Source organism: Kribbella sp. NPDC049227 (assembly GCF_043197265.1).
Taxonomy (GTDB): domain Bacteria; phylum Actinomycetota; class Actinomycetes; order Propionibacteriales; family Kribbellaceae; genus Kribbella.
In genome coordinates, this window is record NZ_JBICST010000005.1 from 420,863 (window position 1) to 440,470 (window position 19,608).

General features: G+C 68.9%; 19 protein-coding genes and 1 pseudogene. 13 read left to right on the plus strand and 7 right to left on the minus strand.

The window, feature by feature from the left end:
• The 6 genes and pseudogenes from ACGFH6_RS24260 to ACGFH6_RS24285 all read left to right on the plus strand — a co-directional run.
• Positions 1–2,839: pseudogene (locus ACGFH6_RS24260) on the plus strand (hypothetical protein); the annotation flags it as partial.
• 28 nt (positions 2,840–2,867) lie between these two features.
• Positions 2,868–3,134, plus strand: a complete 267-nt coding sequence (locus tag ACGFH6_RS24265; protein ID WP_393387785.1) for a hypothetical protein — start codon at positions 2,868–2,870, stop codon at positions 3,132–3,134.
• Positions 3,131–4,174: a DUF6177 family protein gene (locus ACGFH6_RS24270; protein ID WP_393387788.1), complete on the plus strand. Its 1,044-nt coding sequence runs from the start codon at positions 3,131–3,133 to the stop codon at positions 4,172–4,174. Before ACGFH6_RS24265 ends, ACGFH6_RS24270 begins: the two co-directional genes overlap by 4 nt.
• Positions 4,175–4,197: 23 nt before the next feature.
• Complete coding sequence (locus ACGFH6_RS24275) at positions 4,198–5,214, plus strand: zinc-dependent alcohol dehydrogenase family protein (RefSeq protein ID WP_393387790.1); 1,017 nt, start codon at positions 4,198–4,200, stop codon at positions 5,212–5,214.
• A 201-nt stretch (positions 5,215–5,415) separates the two neighbouring features.
• Entirely contained in the window at positions 5,416–5,679 is a 264-nt protein-coding gene (locus tag ACGFH6_RS24280; RefSeq protein ID WP_393387793.1) for a hypothetical protein, read from the plus strand.
• A gap of 65 nt (positions 5,680–5,744) precedes the next feature.
• Complete coding sequence (locus ACGFH6_RS24285) at positions 5,745–6,563, plus strand: MerR family transcriptional regulator (protein WP_393387795.1); 819 nt, start codon at positions 5,745–5,747, stop codon at positions 6,561–6,563.
• Here ACGFH6_RS24285 and ACGFH6_RS24290 read toward each other — a convergent pair.
• Entirely contained in the window at positions 6,547–8,073 is a 1,527-nt protein-coding gene (locus ACGFH6_RS24290; protein WP_393387798.1) for an alpha-N-arabinofuranosidase, read from the minus strand. The genes ACGFH6_RS24285 and ACGFH6_RS24290 overlap by 17 nt on opposite strands.
• A 33-nt stretch (positions 8,074–8,106) precedes the next feature.
• Here ACGFH6_RS24290 and ACGFH6_RS24295 point away from each other — a divergent pair, with 33 nt between their 5' ends.
• Positions 8,107–9,132 (plus strand): LacI family DNA-binding transcriptional regulator, encoded by a 1,026-nt coding sequence (locus ACGFH6_RS24295; RefSeq protein WP_393387801.1) that lies wholly within the window; start codon positions 8,107–8,109, stop codon positions 9,130–9,132.
• A gap of 86 nt (positions 9,133–9,218) precedes the next feature.
• Here ACGFH6_RS24295 and ACGFH6_RS24300 read toward each other — a convergent pair whose 3' ends face one another.
• From ACGFH6_RS24300 to ACGFH6_RS24310, 3 genes are all read right to left on the minus strand, one after another.
• Entirely contained in the window at positions 9,219–10,196 is a 978-nt protein-coding gene (locus ACGFH6_RS24300) for an aldo/keto reductase (RefSeq protein ID WP_393387804.1), read from the minus strand.
• A 76-nt stretch (positions 10,197–10,272) separates the two neighbouring features.
• The gene (locus tag ACGFH6_RS24305; protein ID WP_393387807.1) at positions 10,273–10,791 is read right to left on the minus strand and encodes an SRPBCC family protein; all 519 of its coding nucleotides are present in this window, start codon (positions 10,789–10,791) and stop codon (positions 10,273–10,275) included.
• The gene (locus ACGFH6_RS24310; protein ID WP_393387809.1) at positions 10,788–11,357 is read right to left on the minus strand and encodes a TetR/AcrR family transcriptional regulator; all 570 of its coding nucleotides are present in this window, start codon (positions 11,355–11,357) and stop codon (positions 10,788–10,790) included. Before ACGFH6_RS24310 ends, ACGFH6_RS24305 begins: the two co-directional genes overlap by 4 nt.
• 77 nt (positions 11,358–11,434) lie before the next feature.
• On the opposite strand from ACGFH6_RS24310, the gene ACGFH6_RS24315 reads away from it, so the two are divergent.
• Genes ACGFH6_RS24315 through ACGFH6_RS24325 form a run of 3 tightly spaced genes read left to right on the plus strand, consistent with a single transcriptional unit; the run spans position 11,435 to position 14,367 of the window.
• The gene (locus ACGFH6_RS24315) at positions 11,435–12,637 is read left to right on the plus strand and encodes an MFS transporter (protein ID WP_393387812.1); all 1,203 of its coding nucleotides are present in this window, start codon (positions 11,435–11,437) and stop codon (positions 12,635–12,637) included.
• A 3-nt stretch (positions 12,638–12,640) separates the two neighbouring features.
• On the plus strand, positions 12,641–13,138 hold the full coding sequence (locus ACGFH6_RS24320) for a MarR family winged helix-turn-helix transcriptional regulator (protein WP_393387815.1): 498 nt from the start codon (positions 12,641–12,643) through the stop codon (positions 13,136–13,138).
• Positions 13,138–14,367: an MFS transporter gene (locus ACGFH6_RS24325; RefSeq protein WP_393387818.1), complete on the plus strand. Its 1,230-nt coding sequence runs from the start codon at positions 13,138–13,140 to the stop codon at positions 14,365–14,367. The genes ACGFH6_RS24320 and ACGFH6_RS24325 overlap by 1 nt, the downstream gene beginning before the upstream one ends.
• Here ACGFH6_RS24325 and ACGFH6_RS24330 read toward each other — a convergent pair.
• Genes ACGFH6_RS24330 through ACGFH6_RS24340 form a run of 3 tightly spaced genes read right to left on the minus strand, consistent with a single transcriptional unit; the run spans position 14,364 to position 16,681 of the window.
• Entirely contained in the window at positions 14,364–15,323 is a 960-nt protein-coding gene (locus ACGFH6_RS24330; RefSeq protein WP_393387821.1) for a formylglycine-generating enzyme family protein, read from the minus strand. The two genes, ACGFH6_RS24325 and ACGFH6_RS24330, sit on opposite strands and share 4 nt — an antisense overlap.
• Before the next feature lie 34 nt (positions 15,324–15,357).
• Entirely contained in the window at positions 15,358–16,245 is an 888-nt protein-coding gene (locus tag ACGFH6_RS24335; RefSeq protein ID WP_393387823.1) for an LLM class flavin-dependent oxidoreductase, read from the minus strand.
• On the minus strand, positions 16,238–16,681 hold the full coding sequence (locus ACGFH6_RS24340) for a GNAT family N-acetyltransferase (RefSeq protein WP_393387826.1): 444 nt from the start codon (positions 16,679–16,681) through the stop codon (positions 16,238–16,240). The genes ACGFH6_RS24335 and ACGFH6_RS24340 overlap by 8 nt, the downstream gene beginning before the upstream one ends.
• A 26-nt stretch (positions 16,682–16,707) precedes the next feature.
• Here ACGFH6_RS24340 and ACGFH6_RS24345 point away from each other — a divergent pair, with 26 nt between their 5' ends.
• The 3 genes from ACGFH6_RS24345 to ACGFH6_RS24355 are packed head-to-tail and all read left to right on the plus strand — an operon-like array spanning position 16,708 to position 19,362.
• Complete coding sequence (locus ACGFH6_RS24345) at positions 16,708–17,340, plus strand: hypothetical protein (RefSeq protein WP_393387829.1); 633 nt, start codon at positions 16,708–16,710, stop codon at positions 17,338–17,340.
• Between the two features lie 22 nt (positions 17,341–17,362).
• The gene (locus ACGFH6_RS24350; protein WP_393387832.1) at positions 17,363–18,373 is read left to right on the plus strand and encodes an alcohol dehydrogenase catalytic domain-containing protein; all 1,011 of its coding nucleotides are present in this window, start codon (positions 17,363–17,365) and stop codon (positions 18,371–18,373) included.
• Positions 18,370–19,362: a Gfo/Idh/MocA family protein gene (locus tag ACGFH6_RS24355; RefSeq protein WP_393387834.1), complete on the plus strand. Its 993-nt coding sequence runs from the start codon at positions 18,370–18,372 to the stop codon at positions 19,360–19,362. The genes ACGFH6_RS24350 and ACGFH6_RS24355 overlap by 4 nt, the downstream gene beginning before the upstream one ends.
• Positions 19,363–19,608 lie beyond the last annotated feature (246 nt).

Sequence of the window (19,608 nt, forward strand, 5' to 3'; positions counted from 1 at the left end):
GCGTCGTACGCCGGAGGACTTGGGTGGGGTCGTTTCGGACGGTCCTCACGTCGGTGCTTCGGATGTGCGGCGTACTCCGGGGGATTACGGGTTTGCGCCGGGGGATGTGCGGCGGGCGGCGGATCCCGGCGTTCTGTCGCGGACTGCGCGCGAGGCGGAGGAGTTCGGGCGGACCGTTCCGGAGAGGTTCCACGAGTCGGTGAAGTTGATGACGCAGAGCACGTTCGGGGCGGTGAACCGGGCGTTGTACTCAGGGCACGACCTGAAGGATCTGCGCCGGGTGATGAACACCGACGGGAACAGCGGTCTGACCGAGGAAGCGATCCGGGTGGCGGAGGACGTCGACACGGTGGTGAAGAGAGCACCCGACGCCGTGGATCCGCGGACGGTGTGGCGGGGCATGCGGCTGCCGCGGAACCTGCCGCACAGCGAGCTGATGAACTGGGTGCGGAAGACGTTCAAGGTCGGCGAGAACACCGACTTCGAGGGGTTCCAGTTCACGTCGACGGACCCGGCGGTCGCGTCGGACTTCGCGCACGAGAACAACCGGACCGGGGTCGTCCTCGAGGTGCAGACGCGCAAGGGTGCCCCGAGCGGGAAGTTGAGCAGGCTGCGGAACTCGGAGTCCGAGTACATCCAGCCGCGCAACGTTCGCTACCGGACCGTCGGGATCAGCGAGAACGTCTCCTTCGACCAGCGGTTCCTGACTGCCGACGGTAAGCCGCGCGAACGTCGCGAGATCGTCATCCACATGGTCGACGTCGACGACTTCCCCGCCGCACCGCACCTCGACCACCTCCCGCCCCCCAACCCCACCCACCGAATCGAAAACCCCGACCCGGACACCACCCAACCCATCCCACGCAACCAGCTGGGAGAGCACAGCGACGCTCCCGACCCGGACGCAACCCAACGCATCCCGCGCAACCAGCTGGGAGAGCCCGGGAATGCCCCGGACCCAGATGCGACCCAGCGCATCCCGCGCGAACAGCTGCGGCAGTACGACGGCTCCCCGACCCCGGACCGAGTCACGGGCGAGCAGTTGGGCGAGCACGGCAAGGCACCAGACCCGGAACGCGGTGCACGTGAGCAGTTGCCGGAGCGCGGGGGTGCGTCGGATCCGGAGGCGACTCAGCGGGTTTCGCGGGAGCAATTGCAGGAGTACGACGGTGCGCCGGGCCCGGATCGCGTTTCGGGTGAGCCTGGTGATGGGCCGGACCCGGATCGGGGCCTGCAGGAGCTGGGTGAGCATGGTGGTGGACCAGGTTCGGACCGTGGTGAACGTGAGCAGTTGCCGGAGCGCGGGGGTGCGTCGGACCCGGAGGCGACTCAGCGGATTCCGCGGGAGCGGGTGGGGGAGCAGGACGGGCAGCCGGAACCGGACGTGACGCAGCGGGTTTCGCGGGAGCGGGTGGGGGAGCAGGACGGGCAGCCGGAACCGGACGTGACGCAGCGGGTTTCGCGGGAGCGGGTGGGGGAGCAGGACGGGGCTTCGGATCCGGAGGCGACGCAGCGGGTTTCGCGGGAGCATGAGGGGGCTTCGGATTCGGACGCGACGCGTCGGGTTTCGCGGGCTAGTGGTCCGAATCCGTGGGGGCGTCGTACGGGTGCGCCTGACCAGCCGGGGCGGGGCAGTGGTTCTGACGATTCCGGCGCGCCGGGGCAAGCGCCTGGGCGCTCCAGGCAGGGGCAGCCGGCGCAACCGAGTCGCGGGCAGCACTCCGGTCATGGGCAGCAGGCCGGGCATGGGCAACAGGCTGGCCACGGGCAGCAGTCCGCCCAGGGTCAGCCGGGACGGCGGGGTGGGGTGGGGCGGGAGGATCAGGGCGGGGAGGATGCTTGGCGGCGGCGGGAGGCTGAGCTTTACCGGAATCAGCCGGAGGTTGATGGCAGCGATCCGGTGCCGAGCCAGCCTTCGGGTCGCACCAGCCAGGCGCCTGATCCGGGCAATACCGGCACCTACAGTCCGCAGTGGAAGGACATGGTCGACCCGCAGCGGATCTCGTACGATGTCCCGCAGGAGCGTGGGCGTCCGCCGCGGCCGCGGATCCGACCGGGCGACCCGATCTTCGACAAGTTCGGTCCGAAGGAACACCAGTGGGAGCAGGAACTGGACTTCAAGCCACCACCGGCGTACGGCGAACCCGGCGTACACCGAGGTGATCGCAACCGCGCCCGCTACAATCCGTGTGACTCCGGCCAACTCCACCAGCAGGCTCTGACGAACGCGGCCGGCCCGGTCCCGTTGCACACCGTGCAGCGGTGGAAGAACTTGGTCAATCCGAACTACGCGACGAAGTGGATCGAGTTCAGGTTCAACTGCTCGGCCGTGATGCGGGCCACCGTCGACCTGATCCAGGGCCGAGCGGTCCGGCTGGCCGACGGTGACTTCCTGAGGGCCTACGCGCCGCATCAGGGCACGCCGGGTGCGCCGATCCCCGGCGACTACGACGACAGCTACGAGTGGATGGGCGTCCGCGGTCCGGGGCACCGGATGGAATTCCAGCCGCTGCCCGGGCATCCGAACTCGGCCGCGGACCTGACCGACTTCACCCGCAGGGCGTACCAGTCGGTCGAGGACGGACTCCGCGGCCGCCCGGCCGGCACGGTCGCGGCGATCTGCATCGGGTGGGCCAAGGGCGGCGGTCACTGGTTCGTGGCGTACGTCGACCACAACGGAGACATCCGCGCGATCGACACTCAACCGGCGCCGGACGCGATCGACGAACCGTGGCCGCATGTGTACGAGACCGAACTGAACCGGCTGGAGTTCACCATCCGCGGGCCGAACGGCGACTGGGAAGGCGGCTCGTCCGCGGATCCGGTGTCCAAGTGGTGACCGGGACCGGCAGAACAGGAGACCTCTGATGTCGAACGCAGTGGCAGAAGCGAGGACCGTACTGGCGGCCTGGCTGGCGCAGCACTCGGCTGCGCCGGACACCTGGACACCTGAGGCCATCCAGGGCTGGCACACGTCACGCGCCGAGGAGTGGATCGTGTTCACGCCACCCGGGTACGTGAACCGCCTCTTCCTGGTTGCCAACAGCAACGTGTTCTCGTTCGCTCCGAGCGAGCTCTCGCTGGCCAACGCGGTTGTCGCGGCCCGCGGCGACCGACGGGAGGACGACCGATGAGCGGATTCCTCGACTACATCGCCGGCGCCGACCTGGTCACCGAGAAAGCCGTCGTGCTCATGCAGGACCGGGCGGTCGTCGGCCTGTCGACCTGGCTCCTCGACGCTGCGTTGGCAGCCGAGAAGGGCAACCGCGAACTGCAGTTCGTCACCCCTCCCACCTCGCGTGTGACGCACGCGGTCCGGACCCAACTCCTGGTCAGCGGCTCGCGATGGGTGGTTCAGGCGGACAGTCCGTACGACGGCCTGACCGGCGTACCGCTGACCTGGGACGGCGAACTGTTCGTGCCGACCGGAGAGGTGGGCAAGCCCCGGCCGAGTCAGCACTGGCTGGCTCCGCCGGACCAGATCCATGCGAACCTGCAGATCGTCGCGCGAGTACGGCATGCCGCGGTCGAGTCGGCGATCGTTGGTGGCGCCACAGAGTTCCTGTTCCGGGAACTGGCCGGCGGACCACCGGCGGGTTGGGGGACCGAGGAACCGGTCAGTCAGCCCTGGGACACCCGGGAGGTCACCCGCTTCTGCCGCCGCTGGGCGCCGCGCAGCACGCTGTTGACGGTGGCGGGTGAAGGGCCGGCCAGCGGAGTGATCGACATCGACGTCCGTCCGGCCGGATTGGAGGAGACGGCAACGATCGCGATCGGCTATCAGGGCATGGAGGCGCCGTTGCCGGAGGCCCTCTTGCCGGCGGTTCGCGAGCTGGCGGAGCAGTTCGAGGTGGTCTCGATGTTCATGCTGGGGGTCGGGGGTTCCGCAGATGCTTGCCTGCTGCCACGATTCACCGGTGTCGCCGATCCGGTCGCGCTGGTGATCGGTCAGGACGGCCGGGCCGCGATGGGTCCGGAGGCGGCGAAGGCCGTCGAGGCCGGGGTGGCGACGTCGATCGGTCACGACACGGCGCTGTGGTTCCCGATCGGCACCGGTTACTGTGCGCCCGACTGGGAGACGTTCTCCACGATCATGCGCCGGATCACGATCGCGACCGCGCACCACTCCGGCGAGCCGTCCACGCAGAAGGTCGAGTTCACGATGCCCAACTGAAGGGCGTCTGAGATCGTCGGAGTATGGGCGATCTCATGGACGTGTGGGCAGTCGACCGGCCTGGGCCGATCGACCAGGGTCCGTTGCAGCGAGTACGTCGTACCGTCCCCGGACCTGGACCGGGAGAAGTACTGATCCGGGTCGAGGTGTGCGGCATCTGCCGGACCGACCTGCATCTGTGTGAAGGCGACCTCGAGCCGCGCAGACCGGGAGTCGTGCCGGGCCACCAGGTCGTCGGCGCCGTGGTCGATCGCGGCACCGGAGCCGACCGGTTCGCCGTCGGCGACCGTGCCGGGATCGCCTGGCTGCGGCGTACGTGCGGATCGTGCGAGTTCTGCCGGTCGGGTTCGGAGAACCTGTGCCCACGGTCGTCGTACACGGGCTGGGACGCGGACGGCGGATTCGCCGAGTACGCCGTCGTACCGCAGGACTACGCCTACGCGCTACCGGCGGATCGCCCGGCGGTTGAGCTGGCGCCGTTCCTCTGCGCGGGGATCATCGGCTACCGCTCGTTGCTGCGGGCGAACCTGCCACCCGGTGGCCGCCTCGGGATCTTCGGGTTCGGGTCCAGCGCCCACCTCACCGCGCAGCTCGCGATCGCGCAGGGAGCAGAGCTGTACGTGATGACTCGTGGATCGCAGAACAAGGAGCTCGCCCGGTCGCTGGGTGCCGTGTTCGCCGGCGACACCACTGACCGACCGCCTGTCCCGCTGGACTCGGTCATTGTCTTCGCCCCGGCCGGTGACGTGGTGCCGTACGCCCTCGAAGCGCTCAAACCAGGAGGCACTGTCGCGGTCGCGGGGATCCATCTGAGCGACGTACCCGTCCTCAACTACGAGCGGCATCTCTTCCACGAGCGCGATCTACGCAGCGTCACGTCCAACACCCGTCGCGATGGTGAGGAACTGTTCCGTCTGGTCTCGCGGCTGCCGGTCCGTGCACACACCACCGAGGTCCCCTTCGACGCGGTCGACCGGGCGCTGTCCGACGTCGCGCACGGCCGCGCCGTGGGGTCGCTGGTGACAGTCCTGCCTGGTTGAACCGGACCGGCCAGTTGAGCGTTAGAACTAAGTGAAGATTGATCCGGGGGCGGGGTCCGGACTTCAGGGTGGACGGCTAGCTGCGTTAGATTTGATCAAATCTTACCGAACGTCCAGGGAGTGTGAGCGCCGTATGCGGGATCTGACCAGGCAGGCGTGGTCGGACCGTACGGCTGTTCCCTGCACACCGCGAGACGGGCAGTGCTGAGCAAGGTACTCGGCGCGGTAGGTGTGGTCCTGCTGATCGCCGGGGTCGTGTTCGCCGTCCGTCCGGTCCACGTGGACGACTTCAACTGCGGTTCGGTCTTCCAGCCAGGCAGTGGCGTCACGCCGATGCAGTGCGACGCGCGGCTCAAGTCCCGCAGCGACCTGGTCATCGGCCTCGGCTCCGGCGGCATCGCCGTCCTGCTGGCCGGCTTCGCGGTCGCCGCCGTCCGCGACCGCCGCGCCCGCGTCATCTCCTGACCCCTTTCGGCGAGGTCGCAGGGCAGGGTTGACCTTGACACTGTGTCAAGCCGGAAGGTGGGGGCATGTTCACCATCGGAGACTTCGCGGCATTCGGGCAGGTATCGCCCCGGATGCTTCGGCACTACGACGCGATCGGGCTGCTCCGGCCGGCCGTGGTCGACGCGGTCAGCGGGTATCGCTACTACTCGGCCGACCAGTTCAGCCGGCTGAACCGGATCATCGCGCTGAAGGATCTCGGGTTCAGCCTGCAGCAGGTCCAGGAGATCGTCGACGCCAAGCTGAGCGCCGAGGAACTCCGCGGCATGCTGCGGCTGCGCCAGGCGCAACTGGAGGCCGAACTGGCGCGCGGTACGTCGCAACTCGTCAGAGTCGAGGCGAGGCTCCGCCTGATCGAGAAGGAAGGTCACATGCCTACCGACGACGTTGTCCTGAAACGCATCGCCCCCACCAGGGTCGCGGAGTTGTCCGCGATCTGCGCGAGCTACGACGGTGAGGACATCGGCCCGGTCCTCCAGCCGCTGTTCGTCCAGCTCTTCGAACGCCTCTGTGCCGCCGGTGTGACGCCGAGCGGTTCAGCCGTCGCGTACTACGAAGACGCCGAGGAGGAGCGGATCCGGGCCCACGCCGCCGTACCCGTCGAGACCGGCACCAGCACCGATGTCGAGTTCCTCGAACTGCCCGAGCTGCCGCAGGCCGCCACCATCGTGCACAAGGGCGACATGATGGAGGCGGACCGGAGCATGCAGACGCTGGCCCGCTGGATCGAGGACAACGGCTACCGGAGCCTGGGCTACGCCCGCGAGGTGACGCTGGAGTTCGATCCCGGCAACCCGGCGAACTGGGTGCACGAGTTCCAGATCCCGGTCACAAAGCAGAACTGACCGTCGCGAACGAGTGCGGCGGCAGGGTGACCCGCAGGCCGCGGGGGTCGGGCTCCAAGCCGGTCAACGTGACCGGCGTGACCGCCTGCGGGTCACTCGGCGTGTTGTGGTCCTGCGGTTTCGATGCCGTGAGCAACCGTCCCGCCGGGTTCCGGAGCTCGCCACCCCGCAGATCCAGTACGACGTCCAGCGGCGCAACGGGATCCAGGTTGCTGACCGAGATCAGTGCTTGCCCGTCCTTGACACTCGCCGACACCGACAACAGCTCCATCGTCTTGCCGTCCAGCTCGTACGGCGCCGGCCGCTCGACCACATGGACCGGGACGGACAACGCATCCTGGTGACCCTTGTTCATCTCGAACACGTGGTACGTCGGGGTGCGGACCAGAGCACCGTCGTCGTCCGTGAGCAGCATCGCCTGCAACACGTTCACGGTCTGCGCGATGTTTGCCATCGTCAACCGATCGGCGTGCCGGTGGAACACGTCGAAGTGCAGGCTCGCGACCAGCGCGTCGCGCATCGCGTTCTGCTGGTACAGGAATCCGGGATTCGTGCCCGGCTCGACGTCCCACCAGGTGCCCCACTCGTCCAACACCAGGCCGATCGCCCGGTCCGGGTCGTAGGCGTCCATCACCGCCTTGTGGCCGCGGATGACCCGCTCGATGTCCTGGGCCTTGATGATCGTGCGGTAGTAGTCCTCGGTATCGAAGTCCGTCGCGCTGCCCTTGCTGTCCCAGGTCCCGGCCACCGTGTAGTAGTGGATCGAGACGGCCTGGAAGATGTTGCGCGGCGTGCGACCACAGCCGAGGCAGCTCACCGCCTTCATCAACGCCTCGGTCCAGGCCAGGTCGTCGTTGGAGGCACCCGCCGCGATCCGGTAGAGCTTGTTGTCGCCATGGTCGCGGCAGAACGTGGCGTAGCGGCGGGCGAGATCGGCGTACGCCTCGGCGCGCTGGTTGCCGCCGCATCCCCAGGCCTCGTTGCCGATACCCCAGAACGGAACCTTCCACGGCTCGTCGCGGCCGTTGGCCTTGCGCTGCCTGACCATCGGGCTGTCACCGTCGCGGGTGAGGTACTCGACCCACTCACTCATCTCCTGGACGGTCCCGCTCCCGACGTTGCCGTTCACGTACGCGTCGGCACCGAGCAGCTCGCACAGCGCCATGAACTCGTGGGTGCCGAAGTGGTTGCTCTCCTCAACATTTCCCCAGTGGGTGTTGATCATCGACGGGCGGTCGGCCTTCGGCCCGATGCCGTCCTTCCAGTGGTACTCGTCCGCGAAACAGCCGCCCGGCCAGCGCAGATTGGGGATGTCCAGCGCTCGCAGCGCCTCGACCACGTCCAGCCGGATGCCGCCCTCGTTCGGCAGGTCCGAGTCCTCGCCGACGTAGAAACCACCGTAGATGCAGCGGCCGAGATGCTCCGCGAAGTGCCCGTACAGATGCCGGCTGATGGCCGGACCGGGTACGTCGAGGTCGATCACGACGCGCGCCGCTGATGCAGTCGACATGACTCAGCTCCTTGGTCTCTTACAGTTGTCGCCATGAAGAAGGCATCCACCGTGGTGACGATGGCCGACGTGGCGCGGTCCGCGGGGGTGTCCACGATGACGGTCTCGAACGTGATCAACGGCCGGCCGCGGGTCGGTGCCGCGACCCGGGAGCGGGTCCTGGCCTCGATCAACGAGCTCGGCTACCAGGTCAATCTGGCCGCCCGGCACCTGCGCGCCGGCCGCACCGGCGTGGTCGGCCTCGCGGTTCCGGAACTCGAGCGCCCGTACTTCGGTCAACTGGCGGGCCGGCTCGCGGACCGCTTCGAGGCGCAGGGCCTGCGGATCGTGATGGAGCGGACCGGCGCCAGCCGCGAGGGCGAGATGGACGCGGTCGCTTTCTCCCGGCTCCGGATGTACGACGGCCTGATCCTCAGTGTGGTCGACATCGACCCGGCCGAACTGGCCCAGATCCGCACCGACGCGCCCGTGGTGATGATCGGTGAGCGGGCGCTGCCGTCGGGGTTCGACCACGTGATGATGGACAACGTCGACGGTGCCCGGCAGGCGACCGCGCACCTGCTCGCCACCGGTGCCCGCCGCGTCGCGATGCTCGGTGGTGATCCGGCCGGTTCGGCGAACATGCCGTCCCTGCGTGCCGAGGGCTACGCGCTCGCGCACACCCAGGCCGGCGTACCGATGGATCCGGACCTGGCCGTTCGGTGCAGATTCCGCCTCCAGGACGGGTACGACGAGGTCCGGCGACTGCTCGAGCGGGGGATCGGCTTCGATGCCGTGTTCGCACTCACCGATCTCGTCGCGATCGGCGCCTTGCGCGCGCTGGCCGACGCCGGACTGCGGGTGCCGGACGATGTCCAGGTGGTCGGCTTCGACGACATCGACGAGGCGCCGTACCTGGTCCCGTCGTTGTCCACCGTCAACCCGGGGCACGAGGAGATGGCCGACGCGATTACCGCGCTGCTGCTCGCCCAGCTCAACGGCGGCCCGACCCGCGACCCGCAGGAACTGATCGTGCCGGCGCACCTGATCCGGCGCGGCACCACCAAACCCGTCGACTAGCAGCACGTGGACCTCCTGTCGCTACAGGAGGTATATCGATAAACGGCGCGCTGGGCAAGACTTGTCGTCCTGCCCAGCGGATCAGCTCACTCCGTCAGCAACTTCTGGATCTCCGCCAGTTGCTCGTCGCGGAGCGGACCGAACGACATCGCGGCCGCGTTCTCCTCGGCCTGCGCGACGGTGCGGAAGCCGGGGATCGGGACGGTCCGCGGGCTCCGCGCCCACAGCCACGCGAGCGCACCCTGCGCCAGCGTCCGGCCGTCGCTCTCCAGTACGTCCCGGATCGCCGACACCTTGTCCCACCACTCCGGAGCCGGTACGCCGCCCTTGTCGAAGAAGCGCAGCCACGACGGCGGCAACGTGCGGATGTCCGCGCCGGTGGCCGGCCGGTCCGCGGCACGGCGGCCGAGGATGCCCATGCCCAACGGCGTCCGGTTGATGCTGGCGAGATCGGCCCGTTCGCAGAGCGCGAAGAAGTCCGACGCGTCGTGCAGGACGCTCGCCTCGTGCTGGACCGCCGAGCAGTGCTCGCCCTCGGCGAAGAGCTCCGCGCTGTGCAGCGTGTCCGTGCTCCAGGCGTAGCTGCGGATCAGTCCTTCGCGGACCAGGTCCTCGCACGCCTCCCGCAACGGCAGCGCGATCTCGTCGGTGGTGTCGAAGTGCAACTGGTACAGGTCGATGTGATCGGTGCCGAGCCGGTCGAGCGACGCCCGGACAGCCTTGTGCACGTACTCGACCGAGCCGTCCTGATGGTGCATGACTCGCGTCGACTCGTCGAAGGTGTTGCCCCACTTGGTCGCGATCACGACCTCGCCGCGCCGACCCTCGAGAGCCCTGCCGAGCACCCGCTCGCTGTGACCCGCGCCGTACACGTCGGCGGTGTCGAAGAACGTCACGCCGAGGTCGATCGCCCGCCGGATCGCGCGCACCGACTCCTCGTCGTCCACCTCGCCCCAGCCCAGCGGTTCGCCGGCCGGATTGCTGAACGGACCGCCGATCGCCCAGCACCCGAACCCGACCGGGCTGACCTCGATCCCTACTCGTCCCAACGTGCGCATATCCATGACACCGACCCAACCAAGGATCGCTTCATCCGTCCAATGAATCTTTTCCACACTGTTGATACGGATTGCGCATGGATCAGTAGCCGGTCGCGCGGGCGGCCAGCGCGTGGTTCATCGCGACGAACTGGGGCTCGATGGTTCCGGTGAGCATGGAGCGGGCGAAGGGGACGGCCGCGCCGCGGAACGTCTCCTGCTGGATCAGCCGGGTGTGGCCGTCGGGCAGCGCCTCGAGGCGGAACGAGTGCTCACCGTCGAAGATGCCGCCGAAACCGACCTTGCCGATCCAGCGCAGTTCCTTGCCCGGCTCGACCACGAGCAGCTTGGGCGAGAAGGTGAGCTCCTTGCCGTCGGTGTCGCGCAGGACGTTGGTGATGGTCCCGCCGGCCGTCAGCTCACCGGTCGAGGACACGATGAACGGGTTCCACTCCGGGTACGCCTGCCGGTCCGCGAGCACCTTCCAGACCTGCTCCGGTGGCGCGGCGATGTCGAGCTCGGTGTGCAGCACGAACGGCCGGACGATCGTGTAGACGGTGTACCCGGCGAGCAGGACGACAAGGGTGCCGAGGGCAACCAGGATCTTGCGGCGCTTCTTCATGACTTCTCCGGATCAGGTCCGAGGGTGCTGTGCACCAGCTCCCTCACATAGGCGGAATCGATCGGCTCACCGGTGACGAGGAGCCGGTAGTACAGCGGCCCGACCAACTGGTCGACCAGTACGGCGGGAGAGGCGTGCCCGGGGACGAGACCGTCGGCCTGGGCCTGCCCGATGACCGCGGTGACAGCCGCGTGCCGCTCACCCCACAGAGCACGGACACTCTCACCGACCCGTGGTTCCCGAGCCGCAGCCGCGGCCAGATCGGCGATCAGGGTCGTCGGTACGGCGCTCAGCGTCGTGGCGACGCCCGTCACCAGCTCGGTGAGGTCGCGGCGCGGGTCGCCGCTCGGCTCGAACGGCACGGCGGCGCGTAGGCCGGTGATCATCGCGATCACGAGCTCGGCCTTGGACGGCCAGCGGCGGTAGAGCGTCGTCTTCGCCACGCCGGCCCGGTCCGCGACCCGGTCGACCGACAGGCCGTCGTACCCGCGGGCTCGCATCTCGGCCATGGCGGCCTCGAGCACGCGTGCCTCAACGCCGGCGTCCCTCGGTCGTCCTCTCACCATGTCTCTATTTTCGCTACTACAGTATCGAAAAACAAGACTGACATCGATTGTCAGTGATTGGTGGCAGCGTCGGGCGGGTGATCAGATCGCACAGACTGCTGCTGCCCGCAGCCTTCATCACGTCCCTGGGGAACAACATCCAACTGATCGGCGCCGCGCTGCTGCTCGTCCAGGCGCAGGGGTCGATGCTCGACGTCGGCTGGCTGTTCATCGCCGTCGCCGTGCCGCAGGCGGTGTTGTCGCCGTACTTCGGTCGCCTGGCCGACCGGCTCGACCGGCGGTTGCTGTGGATCGGTTGCGACGTCGTCAGCGCGGTCGCGGCCTTGGGTCTGCCGATCGGGCTGGCCGTCGGCGCGCCGCAGCAGGCCGTCGTCTACGCGAGCAACTTCGCGCTGGCCGTGGTGGCCGCGCTGTTCATGCCGGTGAGCGCCGCGCTGGTGCGGGAGCGAGTGCCGGCGCCGGAGTTGCGCCGCTTCAACGGGCACTACGAGATCGCGTTGCAGAGCGGGATGTTGCTGTCGGCATCGGTCGGCGGATTCGCCTTGCAGTACTTCGGTTCCACGCCGCTGTTCCTGTTCAACGGGATCACGTTCGTTGCCTCGGCGCTGCTTGTTGTTGCCGTCGGCGCCCGTCGCCGGCAGTCCGGGACGGTGGTCGGGACGCCGCCGGTGACCAAGCGAGTGGTGGTCAGGTTGCCGGTCGGAGCGCTGGCCTTGCTCTACGGCCAGGGGCTGGTGGTGGTGACGGTGTTCAACGCGCTGCTGCCCGTCCTGATTGTCGGTGAGTGGCATCGCGGTGCGGCTGTGGTCGGTGTCGTGGACGCCCTCGGGGGTGCCGGGTTCCTGCTGGCCGCGATGGCCTACCGGCGTTCCGCCGTACGGCTGGGTGATCTGCGGGTCGCGCTGATCGGGTTCGTCGGGTGCAATGCGTTGCTGGTGCTGCAGTCGCTGTTCGGTGTCGGTGCGCTGATGGGACTCGTGCTCGTCGGCGCGTTCGTGTTCGGCCAGGCCAGGATCGCGACGCGTCTGCTGCTGATGACGTCGGTGGACGAGTCCCAGGTCGGGCGCGCGTTCGGTGTCGCCAACGGCTACGGTCTGGCCACGACGGTCGTCGTCATGCTGGTCACGTCCGCGATCACGGACCGCACCAGCACGCACTACGGCTTCGCCGCGCTCGCGGGCATCAGCCTCGCCACCGCGGTGCTCGCCGTCGTCTGGATCCGCAGGGCGAGCCGCCGGGCCGAATCTGACAGAACTTATATAAGTGCTGTTACGATGTAGCGCATGGACGACCCGACCGAACAGAGTCAGTGGCGTGGCCTGCACCGGTTGCAGGCCCGGATGGATGCCGAGATCGCGCGCATCTACACCGAGCGGCAGATCAAGGGCCTGAAGCCGACGTACGTGATGGAGCTGCTGCGGCTGCAGGCCAAGGGGCCGATGACGATCACCGAGCTGGCCGAGTCGGTCGGCCGTACGCATTCGGCCCTCAGCCAGAAGGTGTCCGCGATGCGCGCCGCGGGTCTGGTGCGCACCGTGCCGGGGACCGACGCTCGCAGCAAGAAGGTCACGCTGACCGCCAAGTCGAAGGCCATCGTCGAGCTGCTCGCGGCCGAGTGGCGGGCGACGGAGGAGGCGATCACCGAGCTGGAGGCGGAGATCCCGTATCCGATGACCCAGGTGGTCCGTGACGTCGAGGAGGCGCTGGCGCGGAAGAGCTTCCACGACCGGATCGCTGAGAAGCTGCAGGGCTTCGGGGGCGATCCCGCGCCGAAGCAATGATGCGGGCGTTCATCGACCTGCGCCCGCTACGGGTCTCGCCGGCGTTCCGGCGGCTCTGGGCCGGGCAGATGCTGTCCACTTTCGGCGGGCAGTTGGCGTTCGTCGCGGTGATGTTCCAGGTGTGGGACGAGACCTCGAGTGCGGCGTGGACCGGTGCGGTCGGGTTGTCGAAGGCCCTGCCGTTGATCCTGCTCGGGCTGTTCGCCGGCGCGGCGGTAGACCGGTTCGAGCGGCGGCGGTTCTACCTGATCACCACGACCGGGCAGCTGGTCACGGCGGGCCTGATGGCGAGTCAGTTGATCATCGGTGCGGTGCCGGTCGGCGTACTGCTCGCGCTGGTTGCCGCGCAGGCGTCGTTCGGGGCCGCGAGCGGGCCGGTAGCGCGGACCGTGCTGCCACAGTTGCTGCCGCGCGAGTTGCTCGCCAGTGGCATCGCGCTGAACCGGATCGCCTTCCAGGGGCCGATGCTGATCGGGCCCGCGGTGGGCGGCCTCGTGGTGAGTGCCTGGGGGACCGGGGTCTGCTACCTGATCGACTGTCTGAGCTTCGTCGCCGCGTTGTACGGCGTACTCGGTTTGCCGAGACTGCGGGTCGAGGCGGTGGCTCGGGCCGGGTTGCGAGGTGTGCGGGACGGCCTGGCGTTCCTGGTGTCGACGCCGGTGATCCGTGGAGCGTTGATCACTGACCTCGCGGCCACGGTTCTCGCGATGCCGGTCAGCCTGTTCCCGGTGATCAACGCGGAGCGGTTCGGCAACGATCCGCGGACGCTCGGATTGTTCCTGACCGCGATCGCGGTCGGCGGCGTGGCGGCATCGGTGCTGTCCGGTGTGTTCACCCGGCTGCCACGGCACGGCGTGGTGATGCTGACCGGATCCGCCGCCTGGGGCATCGCCCTTCTGCTGTTCGCGTTCGCGCCGACGGCCTGGCTCGCATTGGTCTTCCTCGCCTTGGCCGGTGCAGCCGACACGGTGTCTGTCGTCTCGCGCAGCACGATCATCCAGTTACACACGCCGAACGAACTGCTCGGTCGCGTCACCGCCGCGGAACAGATCGTCGGTCAGGCCGGGCCGGACCTGGGCAACCTCCGTGGCGGTGTGGTCGCCCAGCTGACCTCGCCGGTCGCCTCGCTCGCGTCCGGCGCAATCCTCTGTCTCGTCGCGGTCGCGGCGGTGGCCGTCAGTACTCCAGGCCTCCGGCAACCGGCGCCCGAGGAGCAACTGGCCGACTAGGCCGGCGGGGTGAGCGCGACGGTGCGGAAACCGGCATTGCCCATCGACGACTCCGGGGTGTTCGACGAGCGGGCCGAGTTGCGGTAGCGGTTGCAGTACGAGTCATGGCACAGGTACGAGCCGCCGCGCATCACCCGGGCAGCGCCGAGGGATGGGCCTCGCGGGTCCTCGCCGGGGGTGAACTTGTAGTACCGCGGGCCGAACCAGTCCGCGCACCACTCCCACACGTTCCCGACCGTCTGCCACAAGCCGTAGCCGTTCGGCGTGAAGGTGCGCACCGGCGCGGTGGTCAGGTAGCCGTCCTCGAGGTCGTTGCGCTCCGGGAACACGCCCTGCCAGATGTTGCAACGCCACTCTCCGTCGGGCCCGATCAGCTCGTCGCCCCACGGGTACCGGGCGCCCTCGAGCCCGCCACGGGACGCGTACTCCCACTCGGCCTCCGAGGGCAGCCGCCGCCCGGCCCACGAGCAGTAAGCGACCGCGTCGTTCCAGCTCACATGGACCACCGGGTGGTCGTCGAGCCCGTCCAGATCCGACAACGACCCGCCCGGATGACGCCAGTCGGCACCGCGCACCCCAGCCCACCACGGCGTACCCGAGGCCGGACCCATGAACTCCGCCGGCTCGGCCTGCAAGGCCAGGTGGAACACCGCTGAGAAGCCGAACGTCTCGGCTTCCGTCCGGTACCCGGTCGCCTCGACGAAGCGCTCGAAGTCACGGTTGGTCACGCTCGTGGCATCGATACTGAACGGCTGGAGGTGCACCTGGTGGACAGGCACCTCGCCATCACCGGTGTTGCCGTCGCCGGTCCCGTCACCCATCGCGAACTCGCCACCCGCCAGCGCCACCTGCTCGACCTCATGCCGCCCGGGCTCGGCGGCCGGTACGGGAGGCGGCGCCGAGGTCCCCACCACCGGGCGGGACGGCGCGCAACACGACGGGTGCTCCTCACTCATACGAGCAAGGATAGGTTTGCAGCGCTTTCCGCGGTCAGCCGAGGCTGGGCGGGCCCTGCTCGATGCGGCGAAGGACCGGCTCCAGGCGGTAGAAGTCGGTGCCACCGAGGAGCTGGCGCTCGTCCCACCAGGTCGCACCGGCCTCGGCCAGCGGCTCGATCAGCGCGCGGGACCGCGCCGGGTCCGCCGGGCTGATCCCGCCGACGACGACGTCGTACGGCGTGGTCGCGCCGGCGCCCTGGTCGCGGAGAAACGCCATGAGCTCGCGCACCTCCTCGACCGGGGGAGCCTCACCGTGGTTGGCGCTGCGGAACAGCGGTACGGCGCCGTCCCAGCGGGCGGCTCGGCGCATCGGGGCCTTGCGCGGCCAGTACCCGGCGAGCCAGACCGGCGGCCGCGGCGTCTGAACCGTTGCCGGGAGCAACGTGACGTCGTCGACCCGGTAGTGCTCACCCTGGTGGTTCACGGCCTCGCCGGACCAGTACCGGGCGAGTACGTCGAGGCCCTCGTCCAGTCGCGCGGCCAGCACCTTCGGATCGGTCTCGTCGCCGAAGCTGCCGAACTCGTCCTCGATCGGCCCGCCGAGGCCGGCGCCGAAGATCACCCGGCCGCCGCTCATCCCGTCGAGCGTCGCGACCTGCCGCGCCAGCTGTTCGGGCCGTCGCCGCGCGATCGGCGTCACCAGCGGACCGAGCTTGATCCGCGACGTCGCCAGCGCGGCCGCGGTCAGCAGCATCCACGGGTCCCCGAAGGGCTGGCCTTTCCGCCGTTCCTTGCTGTGGACGACGTGGTCCCAGACGAAGAGCCCGTCCCAGCCGGCCTCCTCGGCCGCGGCGGCCACCCGCGCGACCGTGTGGGCGTCGGCGAAGTCGCCGAAGTTCGGAATGTTGATCGAGAAGCGCACTATCGCATCCTCACTCATCGAGACGTAGTTCGACGAACGGAATGGTGTCGCCGGGCAGGAGGTACGTCTCCACTTCGACGAATCCGTGCGCCTTGGCGAACCGCAGCCCGTCCTCGTTACTCGCCAGGATGTGCGTCTCGATGCCGTCGCCACTCAGCTCACGGGCGCGCTCGAGACAGCGCTGGTAGATCGCCGCGCCGAACCCACGCCGCCGGTACTCCGGGAGTACTCGGGCGATCACAGTCGCCGCGGCCGTCTCCTCCGACGGTGGTCGCACCGTCGAGTTGCCCACCAGCAGATCGCCGTCGTACGCGACCTCGAGCACGTGCCGTGTCACCCGGTCCCGCACGTCGTCGACCGACAGCGGCGCCGTGGGGATGATCTCGTTGTGCACCCGCTGCCAGTCCAGCAGCGTGTCATCGTCAGTCACCGACACGATCCGCAGCTCAGCCATCGCCCCAGCGTAGTAGCGTCCCTCTCGTGCGCATCTTGTTCGTGGGCAACAGCTTCACGTCGCGGAACAACCTGCCCGGGCTGCTGAAGGGCCTGGCCGGGGCGCGAGGGATCGATGTCCAGCACAAACTGATCTCCGCCGGTGGTGCGTCGTTACGGCAGCATCTGAACACCGGGAAGGCGCTCGAGGCGATCGCCGGTGGTTCGTTCGACACCGTCGTACTGCAGGAGCAGAGCACGTTGCCGGTCAAGAGTCCGGCGCGGATGCGGGACAGCGTGCGGGACTTCGACGCGGCGATCAAGGAAGCCGGTGCGCGGACCGCGCTCTACCTGACGTGGGCTCGGCGGAACGCCCCCGAAGCGCAGGAGGCGCTGACTTCGGCGTACGCCGGAAGTGCGGTGGAGCTCGGCGCGACCCTCGTCCCGGTCGGCATGGTGTGGGAACGCTTCCTCAGCACCCACGACGAGCCCGCCCTGCACGACGCGGACAACAGTCACCCCGCGCTCGCCGGCAGCTACCTCGCGGCCTGCGTGTTTCTCATCGCCCTGCTGAACGAGGACCCGGTGGGCATCGACGTACCGGTGAAGGGTCTCGACGCGGACACCGCCGCGCTTCTTCGCCAATCCGCCTGGGACATCTGCGAGTCCCTTGCCGGCTGACTACTGAGGAATGGAGTCCGGCATGCCCCTCCCCGCCGTCGTCCCCCGGTTCCGGGGTGACGCGAAGATCGAGTGGACCGACCACGAGTACCGCGAACCGGGTGCCGGCGAGTTGCGGCTGCGGATCGCCGCGAACGCCATCTGCGGCACCGACCGGCACGAGTACTACGACGGCAGCCCGATCGTCCCCGGCCACGAGGCCGCCGGCATCGTCGCCGACGCCGGCCCTGGTACGACGACCGCGCCGGGCACCCGCGGTGTCGTCTACCTGATGGACTTCTGCGGCGAGTGCCGCAGTTGCCGGATCGGCGCGACCAACCAGTGCTTCGCCAAGCGCGGCGACGTCGGCCAGAACACCGACGGCGGCTACGGCCCGTACGCCGTCGTCCACGAGAGCAACTTCTTCCCGATCGGCGACGAGCTCGACCTGGCGACCGCGACGATGCTGCTGGACGTGATGGGGACCAGTTCGCACGCGCTCGGCCGGGCACAGCTGATCCGACCCGACATCGAGAGCATCTTCGTCGCGGGAGCCGGCCCGATCGGTCTCGGGCTGCTGGTGATGGCGAAGGTCCGGTTCGGCAGCGACTTCCCGGTGTTCGTCTCCGACGTCAGCAACTGGCGGCGCACGTTCGCCGAGAGCCTCGGTGCGGTCAGCTTCGCGGCGGACGACCGGGACGGCATCATCGCCGCGGGCGCCGACATGAGCTTCGACTCCTCCGGTCGGCAGGCGGCGCGCGAGCTCGCACTCGCCGCGAGCAGCCGGCGGGGCGGACTGATCTGTGTCGGTCACGGCGAGGGGTTGTTGCTCGACGTGTCGCGCGATCTGATCGCGCCCGAGCGGGCGGTCATGGGGAGCGAGTACTTCCGGTACGACGAACTGCCCGAGAACCTCGAACTCCTCCGGGCGCACGCGGACTACATCGGCAAGATCATCACCCATCGTCTGCCGGTGAGCGAGTTGAGCAACGCGTTCGAGCTGTTCTTCTCCGGTCAGACCGGCAAGGTCGTCATCACCCAGGAGATCGCATGACGGTGCGCGTCGCGGTGGTCGGTGCCGGGGGCTGGGGACGGCAGCACGCCCGGATCTTCTCCGGCCGGAGCGACTGTGAGCTGGTCGCGATCGCGGCGCGGACCCCGGCGAGTGCGGCCGAACGGGCGGCGGAGTACCGGACGGCGCCGTACACGGATCTCGGCGCGATGCTCAAGGAGACGCGGCCGGACCTGGTCACGGTCTGCCTGCCCAACGAGGGGCATTTCGAGCCGACGCTCGCGCTGATCGACGCGGGCGCGAACCTGCTGGTCGAGAAACCGCTGGTGTTCGACCTGGCCGAGGCCGACGAGCTCCTGCGCCGGGCCGAGGACCGCGGCATCTTCTTCGGGATCAACTTCAACCACCGGTACGCCGAGCCCGTCGTCCGCGCGCAGCAGGCGATCCAGGACGGCGTACTCGGCGAACTGCTCTTCCTCACCTGGCGGTTCGGTGGCGAGGCGAACTACGGGGAGTCGCCGCACGCGAACCTGATCGAGACCCAGTGTCACGGGTTCGACATGCTCGAACATCTCGGTGGGCCGATCCGGTCGATCGCGGCGCAGATGACTCGGAAGACGTACGGGGCGTACAGCACGATGGCGTTGGCGCTCGGGTTCGAGAATGATGCCGTCGGCACCATTCTCGGCAGCTACGACTCGTCGTACGCCTATCCGGACAGCCAGCTGATCGAGGTCAACGGCACCGCGGGCCGTGTCACGATCCACGACACGGTGCGGCGTCTCACGCTGTCCCGGGCCGGGGACGAGACGAGCAGTGTGTGGGAGGCGGGCTACTTCAACGACGAGGCCCGCTCGTTCCACTCCACCTTCGACCGTCACGTCGACCACATCATCACCGCCCTCCAGACCGGAGCCCCACCCCCCGTCCCCGCCACCGCCGGCCGCCGAGCCCTCCAACTGGCCCAAACCGCCATAGCCTCCTACGAACGCGGAACCCGAGCAGACGTCGAAGAATTCGCCCCGGCCTGAACACCACCCCAGCAGACAACACCCGTCGGACACCGTCCGTTGAACACCGTGCCCCGGACACCGCCCGTCGGACACCGCCTTCGGCGGCGCCTGATCTGTTGGCGCCTGCGGCGCGAGCCGCGGATGCATCGGGGGCTGCCGTGCTCGGCGGAACACCCGGATGCCGGGCGATCGGATACCGCCGTGGTCGGGCGCGATTCGACCGGACAGACCCGCACCCGCCATTGGGTCGCTCGCCGAGTGCGG